Below are 18,793 nucleotides of genomic sequence, written 5' to 3'. Positions count from 1 at the left end.
ACGCCGTTGGCCTTCATAGCCCTCTCCCCTCTGGGGAGAGGGAACTTCAATTGGGTTTCGAGGGAAGCGGGGGGACGCCCCCGCGTCTGGTCAGAACCGGTAGGAGGCGCGGATCGAGCCGTAGTTGGTGTAGGATTTCTGCCCCTCGAACTCCGGCGACAGGAAGTTCTGGGCGTAGGAGATGCCGAACGGGCCGTAGCGCAGCGCCACGCCGAGCTGGAAGGCGGCGACGAAGTTGTGCTTGTCCACCGACCGGCTGTCACGGAAGCTGTTGCCGTCGAGGAAGATGTTGCGGGCGACGGCGCGCCCCTCCGCCCCGGCGTAGACGTACCATGAGAAGGGCGGACGCGGCGCTCCCGCGGCCACGCTGTCCTGGTAAGGAATACTGGCGGTCGGGCGGAGGATCAGCGCGCCGACCGGCGGCGCCATGTTGCCGCCCAGCCGCATGGTGAAACCCGCCCCGCCGAAGGTCAGGACGTTGCCGACGCTGCCGGCGACGTGGGGGCTGATGTCCGCCTCGAAGGGGCCGATGCGGGCCGGGCGCTCGGCGCGCCAGACATGCTCGTAGCTGAGGATGATCCCCGGTTCGTTCTTGAGCTGGTAGTCCCAGCCTTCCGGCCAGCGGGCGCCGGGCACGATGCGGTGCACCGCCTTCTGGGTCTGCTCCGCCAGCGAGGCCGGGCCGACCATGCCGAGGTCCAGGTCGATGCGGTCCACCTGCCGCGTCTCCTCCGAGATCACCGACAGGCGGCCGTACAGCCAGCCGGCGTAGGGGCGGTCGGTGGGGTCGGGGATCGGCTTGGTGATGTCGCTGGGGGTGTACATGTTCTGGCCGAAGGCGATGCCGTAGCGCCGCACCCCATGCTCGCCGATCCACGGGACGAGGTTGGCCAGCCAGTCGATGTTGCCGTAGGTCGGGCGGTCGCCGGAGACGTAGTAGAACTGGACACCGTTCGTGTAGTAACGGTCCGTCCCGCCGCCGAACAGGTCGTTGTCGACCCAGGCGCCGATGGACGGGCCGGACCGGGGCGTGGTTTCCGCCGGCGGAACGGTGTCCGTGTTTGGAACATTGTCCGCCTCTGGTGCGCTTTGGGCCAGCACCGGCCCCGTCGCCAGCCCGAGAGAAAGGGCGGCGATCACGCTCCAACCTGCACGCACGGCCATAATGGTTGAATTCCCTTCGTTGCCAAGCACCCTAAGATAAGGCGCAGGCGCCCTTTGGCGCCTGCACTTTCGGGTGAGGCAAGATGGCTTTCGGAAGGGCGGCTTACTGGAAGGCCGCCTCGGCGAAGCTGCGCAGCTTGCGGGAATGCAGGGTTTCCATGCCGTGCTCGCGCAGAAGCTCCATGGCCAGCACGCCGATCTTCAAATGCTGGTCCACCCGCTCGCGGTAGAAGCGGTCGGCCATGCCCGGCAGCTTCAACTGGCCGTGCATCGGCTTGTCGGAGACGCAGAGCAGCGTGCCGTAGGGAACGCGGAAACGGAAGCCGTTGGCGGCGATGGTGGCGCTTTCCATGTCCAGCGCGACGGCGCGGCTCTGGCTGAAGCGCATCAGCGGCTCGCGGTGGTCACGCAGTTCCCAGTTGCGGTTGTCGATGGTCGCCACCGTGCCGGTGCGCATGATGCTCTTCAGCGCGTAGCCGGACAGGCCGGTCACCCGCTCCACCGCCGTCTCCAGGGCGCGCTGCACCTCGGCCAGCGCCGGGACGGGCACCCAGGTCGGCAGGTCGGCGTCCAGCACATGGTCGTCGCGGACATAGCCGTGGGCCAGCACATAGTCACCCAGCCGCTGCGTGCTGCGCAGCCCGGCGCAGTGGCCCAGCATGATCCAGGCGTGCGGGCGCAGCACGGCGATGTGGTCGGTGATCGTCTTGGCGTTGGACGGGCCGACGCCGATGTTGACCAGCGTGATGCCGTTGCCGTCCGGGCGGGTCAGGTGGTAGGCGGGCATCTGCGGCAGGCGGAGCAGCCGCGCGCCGTTCGTCGGCGCCTCACCGGGGTTGCCCCCAAGATTGGCGTTGTGAACAATGACGCCGCCGGGCTCGACGAAGCGGTCGTACTGGCTGCGGTAGGCGGCCAGTTCAGGGTCGGCGGCCGGCTCCATGATCTCGCGGGCCATGCGGATGAACTCGTCCACGTAGAACTGGTAGTTCGTGAACAGGACGAAGTTCTGGAAATCCTCCGGCGCCGTCGCCGTGTAGTGGCGCAGCCGGTGCAGCGAGAAATCCACCCGCGGCGCGGTGAACAGGGCCAGCGGCTTCACCGCGTCCAGCGACTCCTCGTAGGTGCCGTTGACGATGGTGTCATCCATGCGGGCGAGGTCGGGCAGGTCGAACAGATCGGGCAGGCCAGCCAGCCGCTCCGGCGTCAGGTCACCCTCGACGTGCATGCCCTGGGGGAAGGCGAAATGGATGGGGATCGCCTCGTCGCTGACGCCGACCTCCAGCGGAACATGGTGGTTGCGCAGCAGGAGCGAGAGCTGTTCGCGGTAATAGCGGTCGAACAGGTCGGGACGGGTCAGCGTCGTGGAGTAGGTGCCCGGCCCCTCGACGAAGCCGTAGGCCAGCCGCGTGTCCACCGTGGCCGCCGAGGCGGTGGAGAGGCGGACATAGGGGTAGTGGGCCTGCTCCCGCCGTCCGCCGTCCTCGCCGCGGGTGAAGGCGGCGAAGCGGTCGCGCAGATAGGCGGTGTTGCGGTCGTAGAGGTCCTTGACGAGGGCCAGGGCGGCGTCCGCGTCGGTGAATCGCTCGACAGGACCGGGGGGCACGGGGGAGGGGGAGGTCTTGGCAGCCGTCATAATCTTCAGATAGGGCTTGGGCGTGGCGGCCGGAAGCCCTTTTCTTGTCCCGCCCCCGGCCCGTGCGGGGGCGCCGTTATTGCGACGGCAGCCCCATCAGCGACTTGGCGAACTGGTCGGCATCGAAGGGGCGCAGGTCGTAGACGCCCTCGCCGATGCCGATGGCGTGCACCGGCAGCTTGAAGCGCTCGGCCAGCGAGACCAGCACGCCGCCGCGCGCCGAGCCGTCCAGCTTGGTCAGGATCAGGCCGGAGACGTTCACCATGTCGCGGAACACCTCCACCTGATTGTGCGCGTTCTGGCCGGTGGTGGCGTCCAGCGTCAGCAGGGTGGTGTGCGGCGCGCTCTCGTCCACCTTCTTGATGACGCGGACGATCTTGCGCAGCTCCTCCATCAGGCCGGCCTTGTTCTGCAGGCGGCCGGCGGTGTCGATCAGCAGGATGTCCACGCCCTGGCGCCGCGCCTCCTCCAGCGCGTCGAAGGCGAGGCCGGCGGCGTCGGCCCCGGTGTCGCGGGCGATCACCGGGCAGCCGGTGCGCTCGCCCCAGATCTTCAGCTGGCTGACCGCGGCGGCGCGGAAGGTGTCGCCGGCGGCCAGCATCACCGTCTTGCCCTCGGCGCGGAACTGGCGGGCCAGCTTGCCGATGGTCGTCGTCTTGCCGGTGCCGTTGACGCCGACCACCAGGATGACGTGCGGCTTCAGCGCGGCGTCGATCTCCAGCGGCTTGGCGACCGGGCCGACGATCTTCGCCACCTCGGCGGCCAGCGTGGCCTTGACCTCCTCCGGGCTGACTTCCTTGCCGAAGCGGGTGCGCGCCAACTCCGCCGTCACTTTGGCCGCCGTGGTCGGGCCGAGATCGGCGGTGATGAGCAGTTCTTCCAGTTCCTCCAGTGCCTCGTCGTCGAGCTTGCGCTTGGTGAAGATGCCGGAGATGCCCTCGGTCAGCTTGGACGAGGACTTGGACAGGCCGTCCTTCAGCCGCGCGAACCAGCCCTTCTTGGGCTTCTCCTCTTCGGCCGTCAGGGCCGCGGGAAGGTCGTCACGGACGATCTTCGGCGTGTCCTCGCGCTCCTCCGGCCCGGACGGCGGGGCGATGGGCGGCGGGGGCGGGGTCTCGACCGCGGGCGGGGGCGGCAACTCGGGTTCCGGCACCGGCTCGGGGGCCGGCGGTTCCTCGGCGACCGGTTCCGGGACAGGCGGCTCCTGGACCGGCGTCTCTTGGACCAGCTCTTCGGCGACCGGTTCCGCAGGCGCGGGCTCGGCGGGGACCGCTTCCGGGAGCGGGGCGGTCGTCTCGTCCTTGCGGGCTTGCTCTTCGGGCTTCTTGCGGCCGAACCAACGCAGGATCATGGCGTGTCCACTGTTCTCAAAGGGGGGTGCCGGTCAGCGCGCCGCCGGCCACGCCGGTGACCGTGGCGCGCAGGACGGAGCCGGGGGGCCGGGGCGTGCCGAGGCGGATTTCGGCGAAATGCTGGGTGCGGCCGAGATCGTCCTTCTCGACCAGAACGGACACCTCACGACCGACCAGGGAGGCCAGGGTGCGGGCTTCCGCCTCGGCGCCGCGCGCGCGCAGACGGGCCGCGCGTTCCTTGCGGAGGCCGCCGTCGACCTGCGGCATGCGGGCGGCCGGGGTGCCGGGGCGTGGGCTGTAGGGGAAGACATGCAGCCAGGTCAGGCCGCACTCCTCGACCAGCCGCAGCGTGTTCTCGAACATCTCGTCGGTTTCCGTGGGGAAGCCGGCGATGAAGTCGGCGCCGAACACCATGTCGGGACGCAGGGAGCGCACGCGCTCGCAGAAGGCGATGGCGTCGGCGCGGCTGTGCCGGCGCTTCATGCGCTTCAGGATCATGTCGTCGCCGGCCTGGAGCGACAGGTGGAGGTGCGGCATCAGCCGCGGCTCCGTCTCGATCAGCCGCCACAGGTCGTCGTCGATCTCGATGCAGTCGAGCGAGGACAGGCGCAGCCGCGGCAGCTCCGGCACCAGGGCGAGCAGGCGGCGCACCATCTGCCCCAGGGTCGGCGTGCCCGGCAGGTCGGGGCCGAAGCTGGTGATGTCCACGCCGGACAGGACGACCTCGTTGTAGCCGGCCTTCACCAGCGCCTGCACCTGCTCCACCACCGCCCCGATGGGGACGGAGCGCGACGGGCCGCGGCCGTAGGGGATGATGCAGAAGGTGCAGCGGTGGTCGCAGCCCTGCTGGACCTGGACGAAGGCGCGCGCGCGGTCCTCGAACCCGCCGATCAGATGGCCGGCGGTCTCCTTGACCGACATGATGTCGTTGACCAGGACCTTCTCCGCCGGGGCCAGGCCCCAGCTTTCCGGCTGCAGCTTCTCCTGGTTGCCCAGCACCTGATCGACCTCCGGCATGGCGCCGTAGCGCTGCGGGTCGATCTGGGCGGCGCAGCCGGTCACCACGATGCGGGCGTTCGGGCGCTCGCGGCGCAGCTTGCGGATGGTCTGGCGGGCCTGCCGTTCCGCTTCCGAGGTCACCGCGCAGGTGTTGACGATGACGACATCCTCCAGCCCGGCGTTGCGGGCGTGGGTGCGCATCACCTCGGATTCGTAGGTGTTCAGGCGGCAGCCGAAGGTGACGATCTCCGGCTCGTTGGTCACAGTGTCGCTCATGCTCTTTCAGCCTAACGGGCGGCCCTACGCTTCAATGGAGACCGCTCAGACGGCGACCAGCTCCGGAGACAGCCGCCCGGTGTAGCTGAGGGCGACCGGGCCGGTCATCAGGACGCGGCCGTCCTCACGCCATTCGATGGTCAGGGTGCCGCCGTCCAGGATCACATCGACCTTGCGGTTGGTCAGCCCGCGGCGGATCGCGGCGACCGCGGTGGCGCAGGCGCCGGTGCCGCAGGCCTGGGTGACGCCGGCCCCGCGCTCCCACACCCGCATGCGGACGGCGGTGGGGGACAGCACCTGGACGAATTCGACGTTGGTGCGCTGGGGGAAGGCCGGGTGGTTCTCGAACACCGGACCAACCTCGGCCAGCGGCACCGCCTCGGCGTCGTCCACGAAGAAGACGGCGTGCGGGTTGCCCATGCTGACCGCGGTGGGGCCGGCGAAGCCGCCGTGCGACACCGCGTCGAGGCGCAGCGTGTCCGCCGGTTCCGCCAGCGGGATCTGCGCCCAGTCCAGATTGGCCTGACCCATGTCCACGGTGATGCGCCCGTTGTCGGCGCGGCTGGCCTGCAGGATGCCGGCGTTGGTCTCGAAGGCGACGCGCTCCGCCCCCGCCTCCTCCATCAGCAGCCAGCCGACGCAGCGCGAGGCGTTGCCGCAGGCCGACACCTCGCCGCCGTCGGCGTTGCGGATGCGCATGAAGCCCGCCGTGCCGTCCGTTTTCGCCGGTTCGATCACGATGAACTGATCGCAGCCCACCCCGGTCTTGCGGTCGGCGATGGCACGCACCTCAGCCTCGGCCGGTGCGTACGGCGTTTTGCGGGCGTCGATCACGACAAAGTCGTTGCCGAGCCCGTGCATCTTCAGGAATTCGCGCGTCATGACCGCCGTTATATGGCGACCGGGCCTGCGGAGTCCATGGCTGCACGGGGTGGTCGTGGCAAACAGTTCACGGAGTCACTGGGTTTCGGCTCCGCCGGTGTCGGCCGTATCCCCGTCGGGCAGGGTGGCGCCCGATGCGGGGGGGATGCCTTCCAGCAGGTCGAGCATCCGGGCGAGGGTGTCCTCCGACTCGGGCCGCGGCGGCGTTCCGCCGGTGCGCTCCCACGCCTCGTAATCCCAGCCCGCGGCCCCCATCGCCATGTCGGGCAGCGTGAAATGCCCGTCCATGGCGTGGGTCTGCGGTCCGTCCGCGCGGGACAGCCCGACCAGCAGAGCAATGGACACGGCGACTCCAGCCACCCAAGCCCACAGCACGTCGCTGTTGTTCATGGCTACCTCCCGACTCCTGCAGCGCAGGGCGGTGCCGGGGCCATTCCTGTCGGATGCGCCCCATTCCCATGGACTTCGGGTGTCTGCGGCGGCGCACAATGGGACTTCCGGCGCTATCCGGAAGGGGAGGGGGATCTGTTCAGGCGCCCTTGAAGACCAGATGCTTGGAGGCGGCGAAGTTCAGGACCATGCCGGACAGCGAGCCGGCGGCGACGGCCAGCACCGGATGGGCCTCGGCCACCGGCAGGGCGGCCTCCAGCCCGACCGAGACGCCGTAGTTCACCACCCCGCCGAAAGCGTTGGCGGCCAGGAACTTCGCCCACTGGATGTGCAGCGGCGCGTCGGCGGCGCCGCGGAAGGTGAAGGCGCGGTTCAGGGCGAAGGTCGTCGTGGCGGCGGCCAGATAGGCGGGAACGCGGGCGGCGAAGAATTCCAGCCCGGCGCCGAACACCAGCGCGTAGACGACCGCCGTGTCCACCACCAGACCGACCACGCCGACGAGGCCGAACTTGCCGAACTGCACGGCCAGCCGCCGCAGCCGGCTGTCGGCCAGACCGTCCACGGGGCCGTCCACGGAGCCGTCGATGGGACCGCCCATGGTCAGGACCCGCCGGCCTTGCGAACCGGATGGGGTCCCGGCGCCGGGATGGCGAGGTAGCGCATGCGCTTGGCCTCGCGGCGCCCCAGCGTGACGGTGTCGAGGACGAGGCCGCAGGTCAGGCTGAGGAAGGCGAGCAGCATCAGGCCGGTGGACAGGACGGCGGTGGGCAGGCGGGGGACCGCGCCGGTGTGCAGGTAGGTGGCGAGCAACGGCACTGCGAGGATGAGCGCGACCACGGCCAGCAGCGCGGCGAGGATGCCGAAGAAGGGCAGCGGGCGCTCCTCCTTCACCAGGTTGATGATGGTGCGCAGGATGCGGATGCCGTCGCGGATGGTGTTCAGCTTGCTGTGCGAGCCGGGCGGACGGTCCTTGTAGGGCGTCTTGATCTCGGCGATGGGCATGCGCAGCTCCAGCGCGTGGACGGTCAGCTCCGTCTCCGTCTCGAAACCGCTGGCGAGCGCCGGGAAGGACTTGATGAAGCGCCGCGAGAAGACGCGGTAGCCCGACAGCATGTCCTGGATGCGGTTGCCGAAGATGCGGGCGACCATGCCGGTCAGCAGCTTGTTGCCGAAGCGGTGGCCGGGCCGGTAGGCCTTGACGATGTCGGTGACCCGCGCGCCGTTGACCATGTCGAGCTGGTCGTCCCACAGCCGCTTGACCATCAGCGGGGCGGACGGGGCGTGGTAGGTGTCGTCGCCGTCCACCAGCACGTAGACATCCGCCTCGATGTCCGAAAACATGCGGCGCATGACGTTGCCCTTGCCCTGCAACGGCTCGTGGCGGACCACCGCGCCGGCGGCCTTCGCCACCTCCACCGTGCGGTCCGACGAGTTGTTGTCGTAGACGTAGACCGTGGCGTCGGGCAGCGCGGCCTGGAAGTCGCGCACCACGGCGGCGATCGCCGCCTCCTCGTTGTAGCAGGGGATCAGAACCGCGACGACGGGCGCCGCGTCCGGACCCGGCTCCTTGGCTGGGGCTGAGGAACGGTCGGACTGGGGGCCGGCCGGGCGGTCGATGGTGGAGAGGGTCATGACGGTGCGCTTCGAAACGGTGCCGATGCGGAGTTAAACAGCACAGTCGCCGAATTTAATCCACTCACCTTTTAAGGTTCTCCGTCCGCTGCACGCTGCACAGGTTCAAGGGTTCGCCCAGATTGTTGGGGATGACGTGGCAGTCGTCCTGCTCCACCCGCAACCCCAGAAGGGCGGCGGCCTTGGCGGCGCCGGGCGTATCGGGGATGGTGCTGAGCATCAGGAAGGGCCCGCGGTGCGCCGCCACCTTGTCCTGCATCAGGGCGAGATAGCCGTTGCCGACCGAATCCGGCTGGAGGAAGTTGGACTGGATGCGCACGAAGGGGATGCGCGGCGGGAAGGCCGGGATGACGTGGGAGATCGCCCAATAGCCGGCCATCAGCACCATCGTGCCGTCCGGGTCCTCGATGGGCGGAACGGCGGCCTCCACCCAGCGGTCGCTCCACGGCACGCGGCCCCAGTCGGCGGGCCGGGCGGTGGCCTGGACCAGCAGCAGGAGCGCCGCCGCCAGGAGGAGCGCGGCGCGGCGCGGCACCGGCAGCAGGCCCGCCGCCATGACGATGGCCAGCGGCGCCAGCATCTCCAGCGGCACCAGATACCGGTAGATGCAGAACATCCCCACCCACAGCGCGTAGGTCACCGCCATGGCGGTCAGCAGGTAGCGGGTGGCGGCTTTCTCGGTCAACTCCGCCGGCGGTCGGTGGAAGGCCCGCCCGAGCAGAGCCAGCGCGGTGGCGACGGGCACGAGAAGGAACAGGACAAGGACGCGCAGGTCGAAGAAGGGCACCTCCCCGACCTTCAGCGGGGCGAAGGTGAAAACGAACGGGAAGAACAGCCGTTCCAGCCGCGAGTCCGGAAAGAAGCCGACGTTGACGTAGCCGGACAGCGCGGCGAAGGGCGACTTGAAGATCTGGTTCATGTGCGGGAAGACGGGATTCCCGTACTCCACCCACAGATGGGCCATCCAGAAGCCGCCGCACAGCGCCAGCCCGCCGAGCACCCCGACGCCGAAGGCGACGGACAGTCCCAGCCGCCGCCAGGGCCGCGCCGGCAGTGCCAGGAAGGCGAGGCAGAGCCCGACCGCGTAGATCACCGTGGGGTTCTTCGTCCCCATCGCCGCCCCGGCCATCAGACCCGCCGCGGCCGCCCGCGCCAGGGCGCCGGGCGCCGGGCCGTCGATCAGCCGCGGCAGCGATCCGGCGACCATGACCAGCGCGCCGAGCACGCCCAGGCTGACCATGTTGTCGTGGAAGGTGGTGCCGAGCAGCCCCAGCGTGCCGCCCCCGAAGCCGGCCATGGCCGCCAAGCCGCCGGCCAGCGCCAGGCGCTGCCAGGGCGTCCCGACGCGCAGCGTGGCGTGGGCCAGCAGGAGCATCAGCGACAGGTTCACCCCGTGCAGCGTCCCCCAGACGAAGCCCGCCGCGCGCGCCGGCAGGTGGGTGGCGAGCAGATAGAAGGGCACGTCGAGCAGGGGGTTGTAGAAGCTGGGCATCTGCGCCGGCAGCATGTCCATGCCCAGCCGCCCGGTCAGCAGGGCGTAGGCGTTGTACCAATGGTAGTTCCGCAGGTCCCAGTTGGCGTCCATACCGAGCGCCAGTCCGAGCAGGCCGTAGAGCGGCGGGGCCAGCAGCAGCATGGCGAGCGCCGCGGTGCGCGGACGGCGGGCGGCGGGAAGGAGCGTCATGGATGTTGCGGAACCCAGGGAAACGTCCACCCCTTGGTAGGCGAGGGAGCGCCCCGCAGCAAGGACGGGATGCCGGGCTGGTGGCGGCGGAGGGAATTTGGGGGCAATTTCGTTGCGTCCGGCTGTGTTCCGGGATGCGGAATCGCGCGCCGCGAGCGGCATTTGCGGCAAGCTTCCTCTGGCAATGGCGGGACGGGTCTGCTATTCACCGAACTCCGCATGCACACGCTTGCGCCTCTTTTGCGCGACAGGATTCTGGCGATGGAAAAGTTTACGGTTCTCACCGGTGTTGCGGCGCCGCTGCCGATGATCAACGTCGACACCGACATGATCATTCCCAAGCAATTCCTGAAGACCATCAAGCGGACCGGGCTGGGCAAGCATCTTTTCGACGAGATGCGCTACACCCCGGACGGCGCCGAGGTCGCGGAATTCGTCCTCAACAAGCCGGCCTACCGCAGCGCCAAGATCCTCGTTTCGGGCGACAATTTCGGCTGCGGCTCCTCGCGTGAGCATGCGCCGTGGGCGCTGGCCGACTTCGGCATCCGCTGCATCATCGCGCCGAGCTTCGCGGACATCTTCTTCAACAACTGCTTCAAGAACGGCATCCTGCCGATCAAGCTGCCGAAGGAACAGGTGGACCTGCTGCTCGACGACGCGTCGCGCGGGTCGAACGCCATCGTCTCGGTGGATCTGGATCGCCAAGAGATCACCGGTCCGGACGGCGGCAAGATCAGCTTCGAGGTCGATCCCTTCCGCAAGCATTGCCTGCTGAACGGGCTGGACGACATCGGCCTGACCATGCAGCAGGCCGCCTTCATCGACCAGTATGAAGGCAAGCAGCGCGGCGGCCAGCCGTGGCTGTGGGGCTGACCAGCCCGGCTGTGAGGGCCAACCGATACCGGCCCAATGGCATCGGGCCATGACGGCCTTGCGGACCGGCGGGGGTGGACCCACCTTCCGGCCTGTCGGTCCGCGGATTAGACAACACTGATAAAGTCTCCAATGGGGAGTGCGTGCGCCATGCCCGCCAACAAGAAGCTTCTGTTTTTGCCCGGCGACGGGATCGGTCCGGAGGTCATGCGCCAGGTGCGTCGGGTCATCGACTGGCTCGACCGCAAGCGCAACGTCACCTTCGACGTCACCGAAGGGCTGGTCGGCGGTGCGGCGATCGACGCCTACGGCGTTCCCCTGAAGGACGAGACGCTGGCCGACGCCCTGGCGGCGGACGCGGTGATGCTGGGCGCCGTCGGCGGCCCGAAGTGGGACAACCCCACCGACTACACCAAGCGTCCGGAAGCCGGCCTGCTGTCGCTCCGCAAGGAGCTGAACCTGTTCGCCAACCTGCGCCCGGCGGTGGTGTTCGACGCCCTGGTCGACGCCTCGACCCTCAAGGCCGACGTCATCAAGGGCCTGGACATCCTGATCGTCCGCGAGCTGACCGGCGGCGTCTATTTCGGTGAGCCGCGCGGCATCACCGACATCGGAAACGGCGAGCGCCGCGGCATCAACACCCAGGTCTACACGACCAGCGAGATCCGCCGCGTCGCCCGCGTCGCCTTCGAGCTGGCGCGCAAGCGCGGCAACAAGCTCCACTCGATGGAGAAGGCCAACGTGATGGAATCGGGCCTCCTGTGGCGCCAAGAAGTCACGAAGCTCCATCAGGAGGAGTTCTCCGACGTCACGCTGGAGCACATGTACGCCGACAACGGCGCCATGCAGCTGCTGAAGAACCCGAAGCAGTTCGACGTGATCGTCACCGACAACCTGTTCGGCGACATCCTGTCGGACGAGGCGGCGATGATGACCGGCTCGCTCGGCATGCTGCCGTCGGCCTCGCTCGGCGCCCCGGACGCCAACGGCCAGCGCAAGGCGCTCTACGAGCCGGTGCACGGCTCCGCCCCGGACATCGCCGGCCGCGACCTCGCCAACCCCTGCGCGACGCTGCTGTCCTTCGCCATGTGCCTGCGCTACTCGTTCAACATGGACGAGGAGGCGAAGATGCTGGAGAAGGCCGTGCAGAACGTGCTGTCGGGCGGCATGCGCACGGCGGACATCATGGCGCCGGGCATGGCCCGCTGCTCCACGACCGTCATGGGCGACTCGATCCTGCGCGAGCTGGACAAGCTGGCCTCCTGACCGGTTGCGGCCCCGGCCCGACGGGCTGGCGGTCGCCGACCAGCGGACGGCGAAAAGAAAGCCCCTCTCCGGTTCCGGAGAGGGGCTTTTCTCGTTGGTGCCGTCAGTCGCCTTCGCCCGGGCGTATGGCGGCCCCGCGTCCGCCATGACTCGCCTGTCCGCCCTTCCGCCCGGCTTCGGCGGCCAGGGACGGATTCTTGGAGAAGCTGCGGGAGGACGCCGGTACGCTCCGGCCCCCCTTCCGCCCCGCCTCCGCGGCGAGCTCCGGGTTCTTGGAGAAGCTGCGCTTGTCGGCTGGCACGCTTTCCCCGCCCTTGCTGGCGATCTGGCGTTGCCGGTCACGGTCCATCGACGCGAAGCCGCGGTTCGATGTGCGACCGCTCCCGGATTGGACTTCGTCTTGGCCGTTGTCTTTCGAGGCCATCTTCAACCTCCACCTCTGCCACATGTCGGAAAACCAATGGGGGGCGACTTGGTTCCGGGGAGGTCGTGATTCCGATTCCTTCGGCACCCCTAAGTGGCATCGGGATCCATTGGACAGCATCCGGGAACGCTTCGCCTCCCGATCGGTTGAGCGGACGGGGGTAAGCCGAAGCGGGACCACGAAGCAGAGAGGGTCTACGATGGGAGTCGAACTTACGGCCGAACGACGGCTGTTGTCCGAGAAGGAATTCGAGCAGGTCCGCCGCAGCCATTACCCGGAGCTGGAGTCCCTGGAACGGGACGAGACCTTGACGCTCGCCCGCTGGTTGCGCGGGGAGCGTGACCGGGCGCGCGACATCATCGCCGCGCGGCGGCGCGGACGGCGGGGGAAGGCCAGCGGCGCCGGCCAGCAATCGGCCGACGCCAGCGAGCGCGGCCTGTCTGCCAAGAAGCAGGTCTACGCGCGGGCCCTGAAGCGGGTGAACGGGCGGCTGGAGCGCTTCCGCGCCGAGCGTCGGCGCGAGATCGTCCAGGCCAACCTCAAGGACGCCCTGAAGCGCAGGAAGGAGGCGGAACCCCAGCACCCGTCGCCCGGGCGCACCCCGCGCAAGGGCATGCGCCCGATCCCCAGCGGGCGCCGGACGGTCGAGACCGATCCGCGCGAGATCGGGCGGGTCTCGCAGTTCGTGAAGGACGCCCAGGCGCGCCGCGATTCCTGAGCGCCCAGTCCATGAGAGGGGCGGTGGGTATCAGCCCGCCGCCTCCAGCGCCCGGATCGCCTCGGCCATCGCGACGAGGCGCCGGGCGTTCTCGACGTGCAGGTTCTCCACCAGCCGCCCATCCACCAGCACCACGCCTTTGCCCTGGGCAACGGCCTCAGCGTGAGCCTGGATGGTGCGGTGGGCCTGGGCGACCTCCTCCTCGCCCGGGGCGAAGGCGGCGTTACAGGCGGTGATGGTCTTGGGGTGGATCAGGGTCTTGCCGTCGAACCCAAGCTCCCGCCCCTGGACGCAGGACTCGCCAAAGCCCGCGTCGTCGTTCAGGTCGAGATGCACCCCGTCCAGGATGGCGAGGCCGTAGGCCCGCGCCGCCAGCAGGCAGAGGCCCAGGCTGGTCAGCATCGGCAACCGGTCGCGCGTGTGCGCCGCGTGCAGATCCTTGGCGAGGTCGGAGGTGCCCATCACCAGCCCGCCCAGCTTCGGGCTGGCCCCGGCGATCTCCTTGGCGTTGAGCATGCCGAGCGGCGTCTCCATCATGCACCAGATGGTCTGTCCCTCCGGCGAGCCATTGGCGCGCAGCACCGCCTCGGCCTGGCGGACCATGTCGGGGCTCTCCACCTTCGGCAGCAGCACCGCGTCGGCCCCGCTGGAGGCCGCCATCACGAGGTCGTCGTAGCCCCAGGGGGTGTTCAGCCCGTTGGTGCGGACCACCAGTTCCCGCCCGCCATAGCCGCCCGCGGCGATGGACGCCTTGATCGTGGCGCGGGCCTCCGCCTTGGCGTCGGGGGCGACGGCGTCCTCCAGGTCGAGGATCAGCCCGTCGGCGGGCAGGCTGCGCCCCTTCTCCAGGGCGCGGGCGTTGGAGCCGGGCATGTAGAGCACGCTGCGGCGCGGGCGGGCGGTGGCGGCCATGGCATTCCCCCAAGCGGTCTTGTGTCGTTGGCGCAGGATTAGCCGCGTCCGATCCCCCTGTCCATGCGGCGCGTAAGGCGTGAAACTCTGGTCTGCATGGAAACATCCCCAGCGTGTGGCGCGGACGGTTTAGGATGCGCCCCCAACCTTTCGGATCGTCCGCCCATGAAGACCGTCATTTCGATCCAGTCCCACGTCGCTTACGGCTATGTCGGCAACCGGGCCGCGGTGTTCCCGCTGCAACGGCTGGGCTGCGACGCCATCGCGGTGAACACGGTGCAGTTCTCCAACCACACCGGCTACGGCGAATGGACCGGACAGGTCTTCACGGCGGAGCATGTGGCCGCCCTGATGGACGGCGTCGCCGCGCGCGGCGTCCTGCCCACCTGCGACGCGCTGCTCTCCGGCTACATGGGCGACGTCGGGCTGGGTCGGGTGATCGTCGAGACGGCGGCCCGGCTGAAGGCCGCCAATCCGCGCGCCGTCTACGCCTGCGACCCGGTGATGGGCGACGTCGGGCGCGGCTTCTTCGTGCGCCCCGGTCTGCCGGAGTTCATCCGCGACCACGCCGTCCCCGCCGCCGACCTGATGACGCCCAACCAGTTCGAGCTGGAGTATCTGACCGGCCGGACGGTGGAGACGCTGGACGACGCGCTGGCCGCCACCGCCGCCCTGCGGGAGCGCGGACCGCGGCTGGTCCTGGTGACCAGCCTGACCCGCAAGGACGCCGATCCCGGCCACATCGAGATGCTGGCCGACGACCGCGACGGCGCGTGGCTGGTCTCCACCCCGCGCCTGCCGCTGGACCCGCCGCCCAATGGGTCGGGCGACGCGGTGGCCGCCCTGTTCCTGGCCCATTACCTGAAGGCCTTCGATCCGGCCGAGGCGCTGGAGCAGGCGGCGGCGGCCATCTACGCCATCTTCCAGACCACCCGCCGGATGGGCACGCGGGAGCTGCAACTGATCGCGGCGCAGGACGAGTTCGTGAACCCCAGCCAGCGCTTCACGGCCACCCGCGTCCGGTAAGCCCCTTACGACCACGCGCCCACGAGACGGCGCGCACAGAGGAACGACATGCGGATTTGCGTCTATGCCGGGTCCAACCCCGGCACCAACCCGGCCTATGGCGAGGCCGCGGAGCAGCTTGGCCGCCACATGGCGGAGCGTGGCATCGGCCTCGTCTACGGCGGCGGGCGGACCGGCCTGATGGGGCGGATTGCCGACTCGGTCCTGGCGGCGGGCGGCACGGTCACCGGCATCATCCCGCAATTCCTGATGGACAAGGAGGTCGGCCACCCGGGCCTCCAGGAACTGCGGATCGTCGACACCATGCACGAGCGCAAGGCCCTGATGGCCGAGCTGTCGGACGGCTTCATCGCGCTGCCCGGCGGCATCGGCACGCTGGAGGAGCTGTTCGAGGTGTGGACCTGGGCGCAGCTCGGCCGCCACGACAAGCCTTGCGGCCTGCTCAACGCCTCCGGCTTCTACGACGGGCTGGCCGGCTTCCTCGACCATGTGGCGGGGGAGCGCTTCATGCAGCCCAAGCACCGCGACATGCTGATCGTCCGCGACACCGCGCCGGGCATCCTGGACGCCTTCGCCGCCTACGAGCCGCCGGCGGTGCGGAAGTGGCTGGACGAGGCCCGCACCTGACCCGACGGGGCCTTACGGCTCAAGCAGCTTCTTCATCAGGGCGTTCCAGTCGCGCTTGAACTGGGTGCCGAAATCCACCTCGGCGACCGTTCCGCTCCGGCCCGCGGGCCGGACGATGGCCGCCGCCTGGGAGTCCGGCTGCGCCTTCGCCTTGCGCTGGACTGTGACGACCCGCTTCTTCGGGGGCGGGTCGGGCTTGCGGGCGGGCAGGGGGGCTGCGGTGACCGTGACGGCGGGGGCCGCCCCGGTCTGCGAATTCCGGGAAAAGGCGTCCTTGCACCAGCCGCTTTCACGTGCCTGGGTCAGCGCCTCCCCGTCGAGCAGCCAGCAATCGACGCTGCCCGCCCCGGCGGCGGGGGCGGACTGGATCGGTGCCGTCAGAAAAAGCGCCAGCGTCAGTGCACCGCACTGGGACCGCCAAGGCATGCTTTGCCCTCTCCCTCGCCATTAGACCGACGTTCAGCAATACAACGTCGGGCGCCCCTTTATCTTCGGCGCGAAACGGGAGTAGGGCGGCATCGCCGTGGTAACACGGACGGAGGCGCGGCGCCTCGGCCATTCATGCCGGGCAAGTTTGCCCAGCTGTACTCAACTCATTCAGGGCGGCTTGGACGAGTTGCCAGGGTGGATCTGCGCGTTCGATCGGGTCGGTAAGTTCGACAGCCAGGGCCAGCTTGGTGGCTATGCCAACGCAAGTCTGCGACGGCTGGTCGATAATCCTCCTGATCAAGGCATCAAGGCTGCGGTCCAGCTCCAATTGGCGCGCTTCGATGTCCAGCAGGTCGCCTGCTCCCGGACCGCCTGCGCTCATGGTCTCCTGCGGTTCGCTCCGACGCATTGGAGGAGCCGCTGCTCCAGGCGGCTCCACTCACTGCGCAGAACCTCGGCTTGCACGATGCCGGCCTGCCATTCCTGCCGGAGCGGGAGGATGGGATCGGGTTCCGATGACATGACTGAAGGCGCGAGGGCTGAAGACGCTACGACACCGGCCAGCAGTTCCCGGCGGGAGAGCGGAGGAACATCGACGGAAGTTCTTGGGCATGGACATAAGAGTGCGTAACAAAACCGGCTGGGAACGGTTGGTAGGGGCATGGCAGCCCCTCTTGTTTGCGACGCCTTGTGGGCGATCATCGAACCTCTGATCCCGCCGGAGCTGCCCAAGCCGAAAGGCGGACGGCCCCGGCTGTGCGATCGTGCTGCGCTGACCGGCATCCTGTTCGTGCTGCGCACGGGTATTCCTTGGGAGCTTCTGCCGGTGGAGATGGGCTGCGGCTCGGGTATGACCTGCTGGCGGCGTCTGCACGAGTGGCATCGGGCTGGCGTGTGGGAACGGCTGCATCGTGTGCTGCTCGACCGTCTCGGCTATGCCAACGCCATCAACTGGGATCGTGCGGCGGTGGACAGCGCCAGCGTCCCGGCAAAAAGGGGGGTGAGGAGACCGGCCCGAACCCGACGGATCGCGGCAAGCCGGGCTCCAAGCGCCACATCCTCGTCGATGCTAACGGCATCCCGCTCGCCCTGAGGATCTCGCCAGCCAACCGGCACGACAGCAAGCTGCTGGAGGCGCTGGTCGATGCCGTGCCGGCGATCCGCCAGTGTGCGGGCCGGCCCCGGCGGCGACCGGCCAAGCTGCATGCCGACAAGGGCTACGACTTCGCTCACTGCCGGCGGGCGCTGCGCCAACGAGCGATCATTCCGCGGATTGCCCGGCGTGGCGTCGAAAGCAGCGAGCGTCTCGGCCGATATCGATGGGTGGTCGAGCGTACGCTCGCTTGGTTTGCCCGCTTCCGCCGCATCGCCGTCCGCTACGAACGGCGCGCCGACATCTTCACTGCCTTTCACCATATCGCGGCCAGCCTCATCTGCTGGCGCTTCGTCCAGAGATGGTTCTGTTAGGCGCTCTAAGTCGTGCGTATCGGCCATGAGATTCCCTTTCACCTCATCCGTGATCGTTTTACTGTCACGGATGATTGAATTGTGTCGACGAAAAACGATCTCGCATGATCGAAAAAGGAAAGCCATATGTTGACGGGGGCACAAATCAGGGCAGCACGTGCTTTGCTCGACTGGAGACAAGACCGCTTGGCTGAGGAATCCGGCGTGTCCGGGCCAACAATCCGGCGCATGGAAGGGGCGAAAGGGCCGAGCAAGAGTTTGGCCGAGAATGTGGAGGCTGTCCGTCTTGCCCTGGAAGCCGCAGGTGTCGTGTTCCTGGCCGATGGTGAACAACGCATCGGCGGCCCCGGTGTGCGCCTGCGCGAACCGGAAGAAACCTGACCGTTCTTCCTGATCCCCTTGTTCCGGCTTCCAGCTTCACCCGCCGGCCCCGGGCCACAAGATGACTCGGCTGCCCCTGGAGTTGTTGGTCGGCGTCTCGAAGGCCCAACGGACATTGGCATCGCTGTCCGGGCCGAATGCTGAGAAAAAGATGGGTTTGCCCTGCGCTGGTTGCCGGCGCCACCATTGATGTGGCGGCAAATCCTCCGGCCAGAAACGTGTGGCGGGAAGCGGCCGGAGCACAGTTATCCGGGCACTGACGCGCATGTGAGCGCACCGCGGATGTCGAAGCCGCGTTCATGCTGCTCCTCCTTGTGCTAAAGTCACATGAAGAGGACAAAGGCATATATGACACATGCATATTGATGTGACAAGTGCACAATTTCGTATGGCGCGGGCGGCGTTGGATTGGACCGTGCGTGAACTGGCCGCCAAGGCGGGTGTGCACCGGAACACCATTGCCCGGATCGAAGCTGGCGAGGCTTCGCATGGGCCGACCCTGGCGGCCGTTCAGCGAGCGCTTGAGGATGCCGGCATCATCTTCCTGTCGGCTGGCGAACAGCGCATCGGCGGTCCCGGTGTGCGCCTGCGCGAACCGGAAGAAACCTGACCGCTCTTCCCAATCCCCTTGTTCCGGACTGAAATCCGGAGAAACCCG

General features: G+C 68.6%; 21 protein-coding genes. 8 read left to right on the top strand and 13 right to left on the bottom strand.

Annotated elements, in window-relative coordinates; genetic code table 11:
- Nucleotides 1-90: 90 nt before the first annotated feature.
- From ABAZ39_RS12150 to ABAZ39_RS12110, 9 genes are all read right to left on the bottom strand, one after another.
- A complete protein-coding gene (locus ABAZ39_RS12150; RefSeq protein ID WP_038529674.1) occupies nt 91-1,164 on the bottom strand; it encodes a lipid A deacylase LpxR family protein in 1,074 nt (357 codons plus the stop codon).
- 103 nt (nt 1,165-1,267) lie between these two features.
- Nucleotides 1,268-2,797 carry an AMP nucleosidase gene (locus ABAZ39_RS12145; RefSeq protein ID WP_038529672.1) on the bottom strand — a complete coding sequence of 510 codons (1,530 nt, stop codon included), beginning with the start codon at nt 2,795-2,797 and terminating at the stop codon, nt 1,268-1,270.
- 76 nt (nt 2,798-2,873) lie between these two features.
- Nucleotides 2,874-4,148: a signal recognition particle-docking protein FtsY gene (ftsY, locus tag ABAZ39_RS12140; RefSeq protein WP_081862989.1), complete on the bottom strand. Its 1,275-nt coding sequence runs from the start codon at nt 4,146-4,148 to the stop codon at nt 2,874-2,876.
- Nucleotides 4,149-4,164: 16 nt separating this feature from the next.
- Nucleotides 4,165-5,424: a tRNA (N(6)-L-threonylcarbamoyladenosine(37)-C(2))-methylthiotransferase MtaB gene (gene mtaB, locus ABAZ39_RS12135; RefSeq protein ID WP_038529670.1), complete on the bottom strand. Its 1,260-nt coding sequence runs from the start codon at nt 5,422-5,424 to the stop codon at nt 4,165-4,167.
- A 45-nt stretch (nt 5,425-5,469) separates the two neighbouring features.
- Complete coding sequence (gene dapF, locus ABAZ39_RS12130) at nt 5,470-6,306, bottom strand: diaminopimelate epimerase (RefSeq protein WP_038529668.1); 837 nt, start codon at nt 6,304-6,306, stop codon at nt 5,470-5,472.
- 75 nt (nt 6,307-6,381) lie between these two features.
- Complete coding sequence (locus ABAZ39_RS12125; RefSeq protein WP_038529667.1) at nt 6,382-6,696, bottom strand: hypothetical protein; 315 nt, start codon at nt 6,694-6,696, stop codon at nt 6,382-6,384.
- Between the two features lie 139 nt (nt 6,697-6,835).
- Nucleotides 6,836-7,294 (bottom strand): GtrA family protein, encoded by a 459-nt coding sequence (locus tag ABAZ39_RS12120; protein ID WP_038529665.1) that lies wholly within the window; start codon nt 7,292-7,294, stop codon nt 6,836-6,838.
- Between the two features lie 2 nt (nt 7,295-7,296).
- A complete protein-coding gene (locus tag ABAZ39_RS12115) occupies nt 7,297-8,328 on the bottom strand; it encodes a glycosyltransferase family 2 protein (protein ID WP_038529663.1) in 1,032 nt (343 codons plus the stop codon).
- A gap of 64 nt (nt 8,329-8,392) precedes the next feature.
- Complete coding sequence (locus ABAZ39_RS12110) at nt 8,393-10,012, bottom strand: hypothetical protein (RefSeq protein WP_038529662.1); 1,620 nt, start codon at nt 10,010-10,012, stop codon at nt 8,393-8,395.
- 261 nt (nt 10,013-10,273) lie between these two features.
- Here ABAZ39_RS12110 and leuD point away from each other — a divergent pair, with 261 nt between their 5' ends.
- Together leuD and leuB are read left to right on the top strand one after the other, a co-directional pair.
- On the top strand, nt 10,274-10,885 hold the full coding sequence (leuD, locus tag ABAZ39_RS12105) for a 3-isopropylmalate dehydratase small subunit (protein ID WP_038529660.1): 612 nt from the start codon (nt 10,274-10,276) through the stop codon (nt 10,883-10,885).
- Between the two features lie 150 nt (nt 10,886-11,035).
- A complete protein-coding gene (leuB, locus tag ABAZ39_RS12100; protein ID WP_038529658.1) occupies nt 11,036-12,151 on the top strand; it encodes a 3-isopropylmalate dehydrogenase in 1,116 nt (371 codons plus the stop codon).
- A gap of 103 nt (nt 12,152-12,254) precedes the next feature.
- Here the strand turns inward: leuB and ABAZ39_RS12095 are convergent, their stop codons facing one another.
- Nucleotides 12,255-12,575 carry a con-10 family general stress protein gene (locus tag ABAZ39_RS12095; protein ID WP_014241644.1) on the bottom strand — a complete coding sequence of 107 codons (321 nt, stop codon included), beginning with the start codon at nt 12,573-12,575 and terminating at the stop codon, nt 12,255-12,257.
- Between the two features lie 199 nt (nt 12,576-12,774).
- Here ABAZ39_RS12095 and ABAZ39_RS12090 point away from each other — a divergent pair, with 199 nt between their 5' ends.
- The gene (locus ABAZ39_RS12090) at nt 12,775-13,293 is read left to right on the top strand and encodes a hypothetical protein (protein ID WP_038529656.1); all 519 of its coding nucleotides are present in this window, start codon (nt 12,775-12,777) and stop codon (nt 13,291-13,293) included.
- Between the two features lie 30 nt (nt 13,294-13,323).
- Here the strand turns inward: ABAZ39_RS12090 and ABAZ39_RS12085 are convergent, their stop codons facing one another.
- Nucleotides 13,324-14,205: an HpcH/HpaI aldolase/citrate lyase family protein gene (locus ABAZ39_RS12085; protein ID WP_038529654.1), complete on the bottom strand. Its 882-nt coding sequence runs from the start codon at nt 14,203-14,205 to the stop codon at nt 13,324-13,326.
- Nucleotides 14,206-14,370: 165 nt separating this feature from the next.
- Between ABAZ39_RS12085 and pdxY the strand changes: the two genes are divergently transcribed.
- Both pdxY and ABAZ39_RS12075 read left to right on the top strand, forming a co-directional pair.
- Complete coding sequence (pdxY, locus tag ABAZ39_RS12080; RefSeq protein WP_038529652.1) at nt 14,371-15,231, top strand: pyridoxal kinase PdxY; 861 nt, start codon at nt 14,371-14,373, stop codon at nt 15,229-15,231.
- Between the two features lie 48 nt (nt 15,232-15,279).
- Nucleotides 15,280-15,858, top strand: coding sequence for an LOG family protein (locus ABAZ39_RS12075; RefSeq protein WP_038529650.1), 579 nt, complete (start codon nt 15,280-15,282; stop codon nt 15,856-15,858).
- A 12-nt stretch (nt 15,859-15,870) separates the two neighbouring features.
- On the opposite strand, the gene ABAZ39_RS12070 is transcribed toward ABAZ39_RS12075, so the two are convergent.
- Both ABAZ39_RS12070 and ABAZ39_RS12065 read right to left on the bottom strand, forming a co-directional pair.
- Nucleotides 15,871-16,284 (bottom strand): hypothetical protein, encoded by a 414-nt coding sequence (locus ABAZ39_RS12070; protein ID WP_038529648.1) that lies wholly within the window; start codon nt 16,282-16,284, stop codon nt 15,871-15,873.
- A gap of 133 nt (nt 16,285-16,417) precedes the next feature.
- On the bottom strand, nt 16,418-16,669 hold the full coding sequence (locus tag ABAZ39_RS12065; protein WP_144243528.1) for a hypothetical protein: 252 nt from the start codon (nt 16,667-16,669) through the stop codon (nt 16,418-16,420).
- A 279-nt stretch (nt 16,670-16,948) separates the two neighbouring features.
- Here ABAZ39_RS12065 and ABAZ39_RS34090 point away from each other — a divergent pair.
- The 3 genes from ABAZ39_RS34090 (at nt 16,949) to ABAZ39_RS12050 (ending at nt 18,745) form a co-directional block, all read left to right on the top strand.
- Nucleotides 16,949-17,754, top strand: a protein-coding gene (locus ABAZ39_RS34090) for an IS5 family transposase (RefSeq protein WP_144243526.1) whose coding sequence is annotated in 2 segments (ribosomal slippage) — nt 16,949-17,276 and nt 17,276-17,754 — 807 coding nt in all. Because the reading frame shifts where the segments join, the coding sequence is not laid out codon by codon here.
- A 186-nt stretch (nt 17,755-17,940) separates the two neighbouring features.
- Nucleotides 17,941-18,135 carry a transcriptional regulator gene (locus tag ABAZ39_RS12055; RefSeq protein WP_247874970.1) on the top strand — a complete coding sequence of 65 codons (195 nt, stop codon included), beginning with the start codon at nt 17,941-17,943 and terminating at the stop codon, nt 18,133-18,135.
- Between the two features lie 355 nt (nt 18,136-18,490).
- On the top strand, nt 18,491-18,745 hold the full coding sequence (locus tag ABAZ39_RS12050) for a helix-turn-helix domain-containing protein (protein WP_247891854.1): 255 nt from the start codon (nt 18,491-18,493) through the stop codon (nt 18,743-18,745).
- Nucleotides 18,746-18,793: the final 48 nt, after the last annotated feature.

Origin of the sequence: Azospirillum argentinense (genome assembly GCF_000632475.1) — a bacterium.
GTDB lineage: Bacteria > Pseudomonadota > Alphaproteobacteria > Azospirillales > Azospirillaceae > Azospirillum > Azospirillum baldaniorum.
The sequence above is the reverse complement of the archived record's forward strand: the minus strand, read 5'-3'. Positions and strand labels throughout refer to the sequence as shown.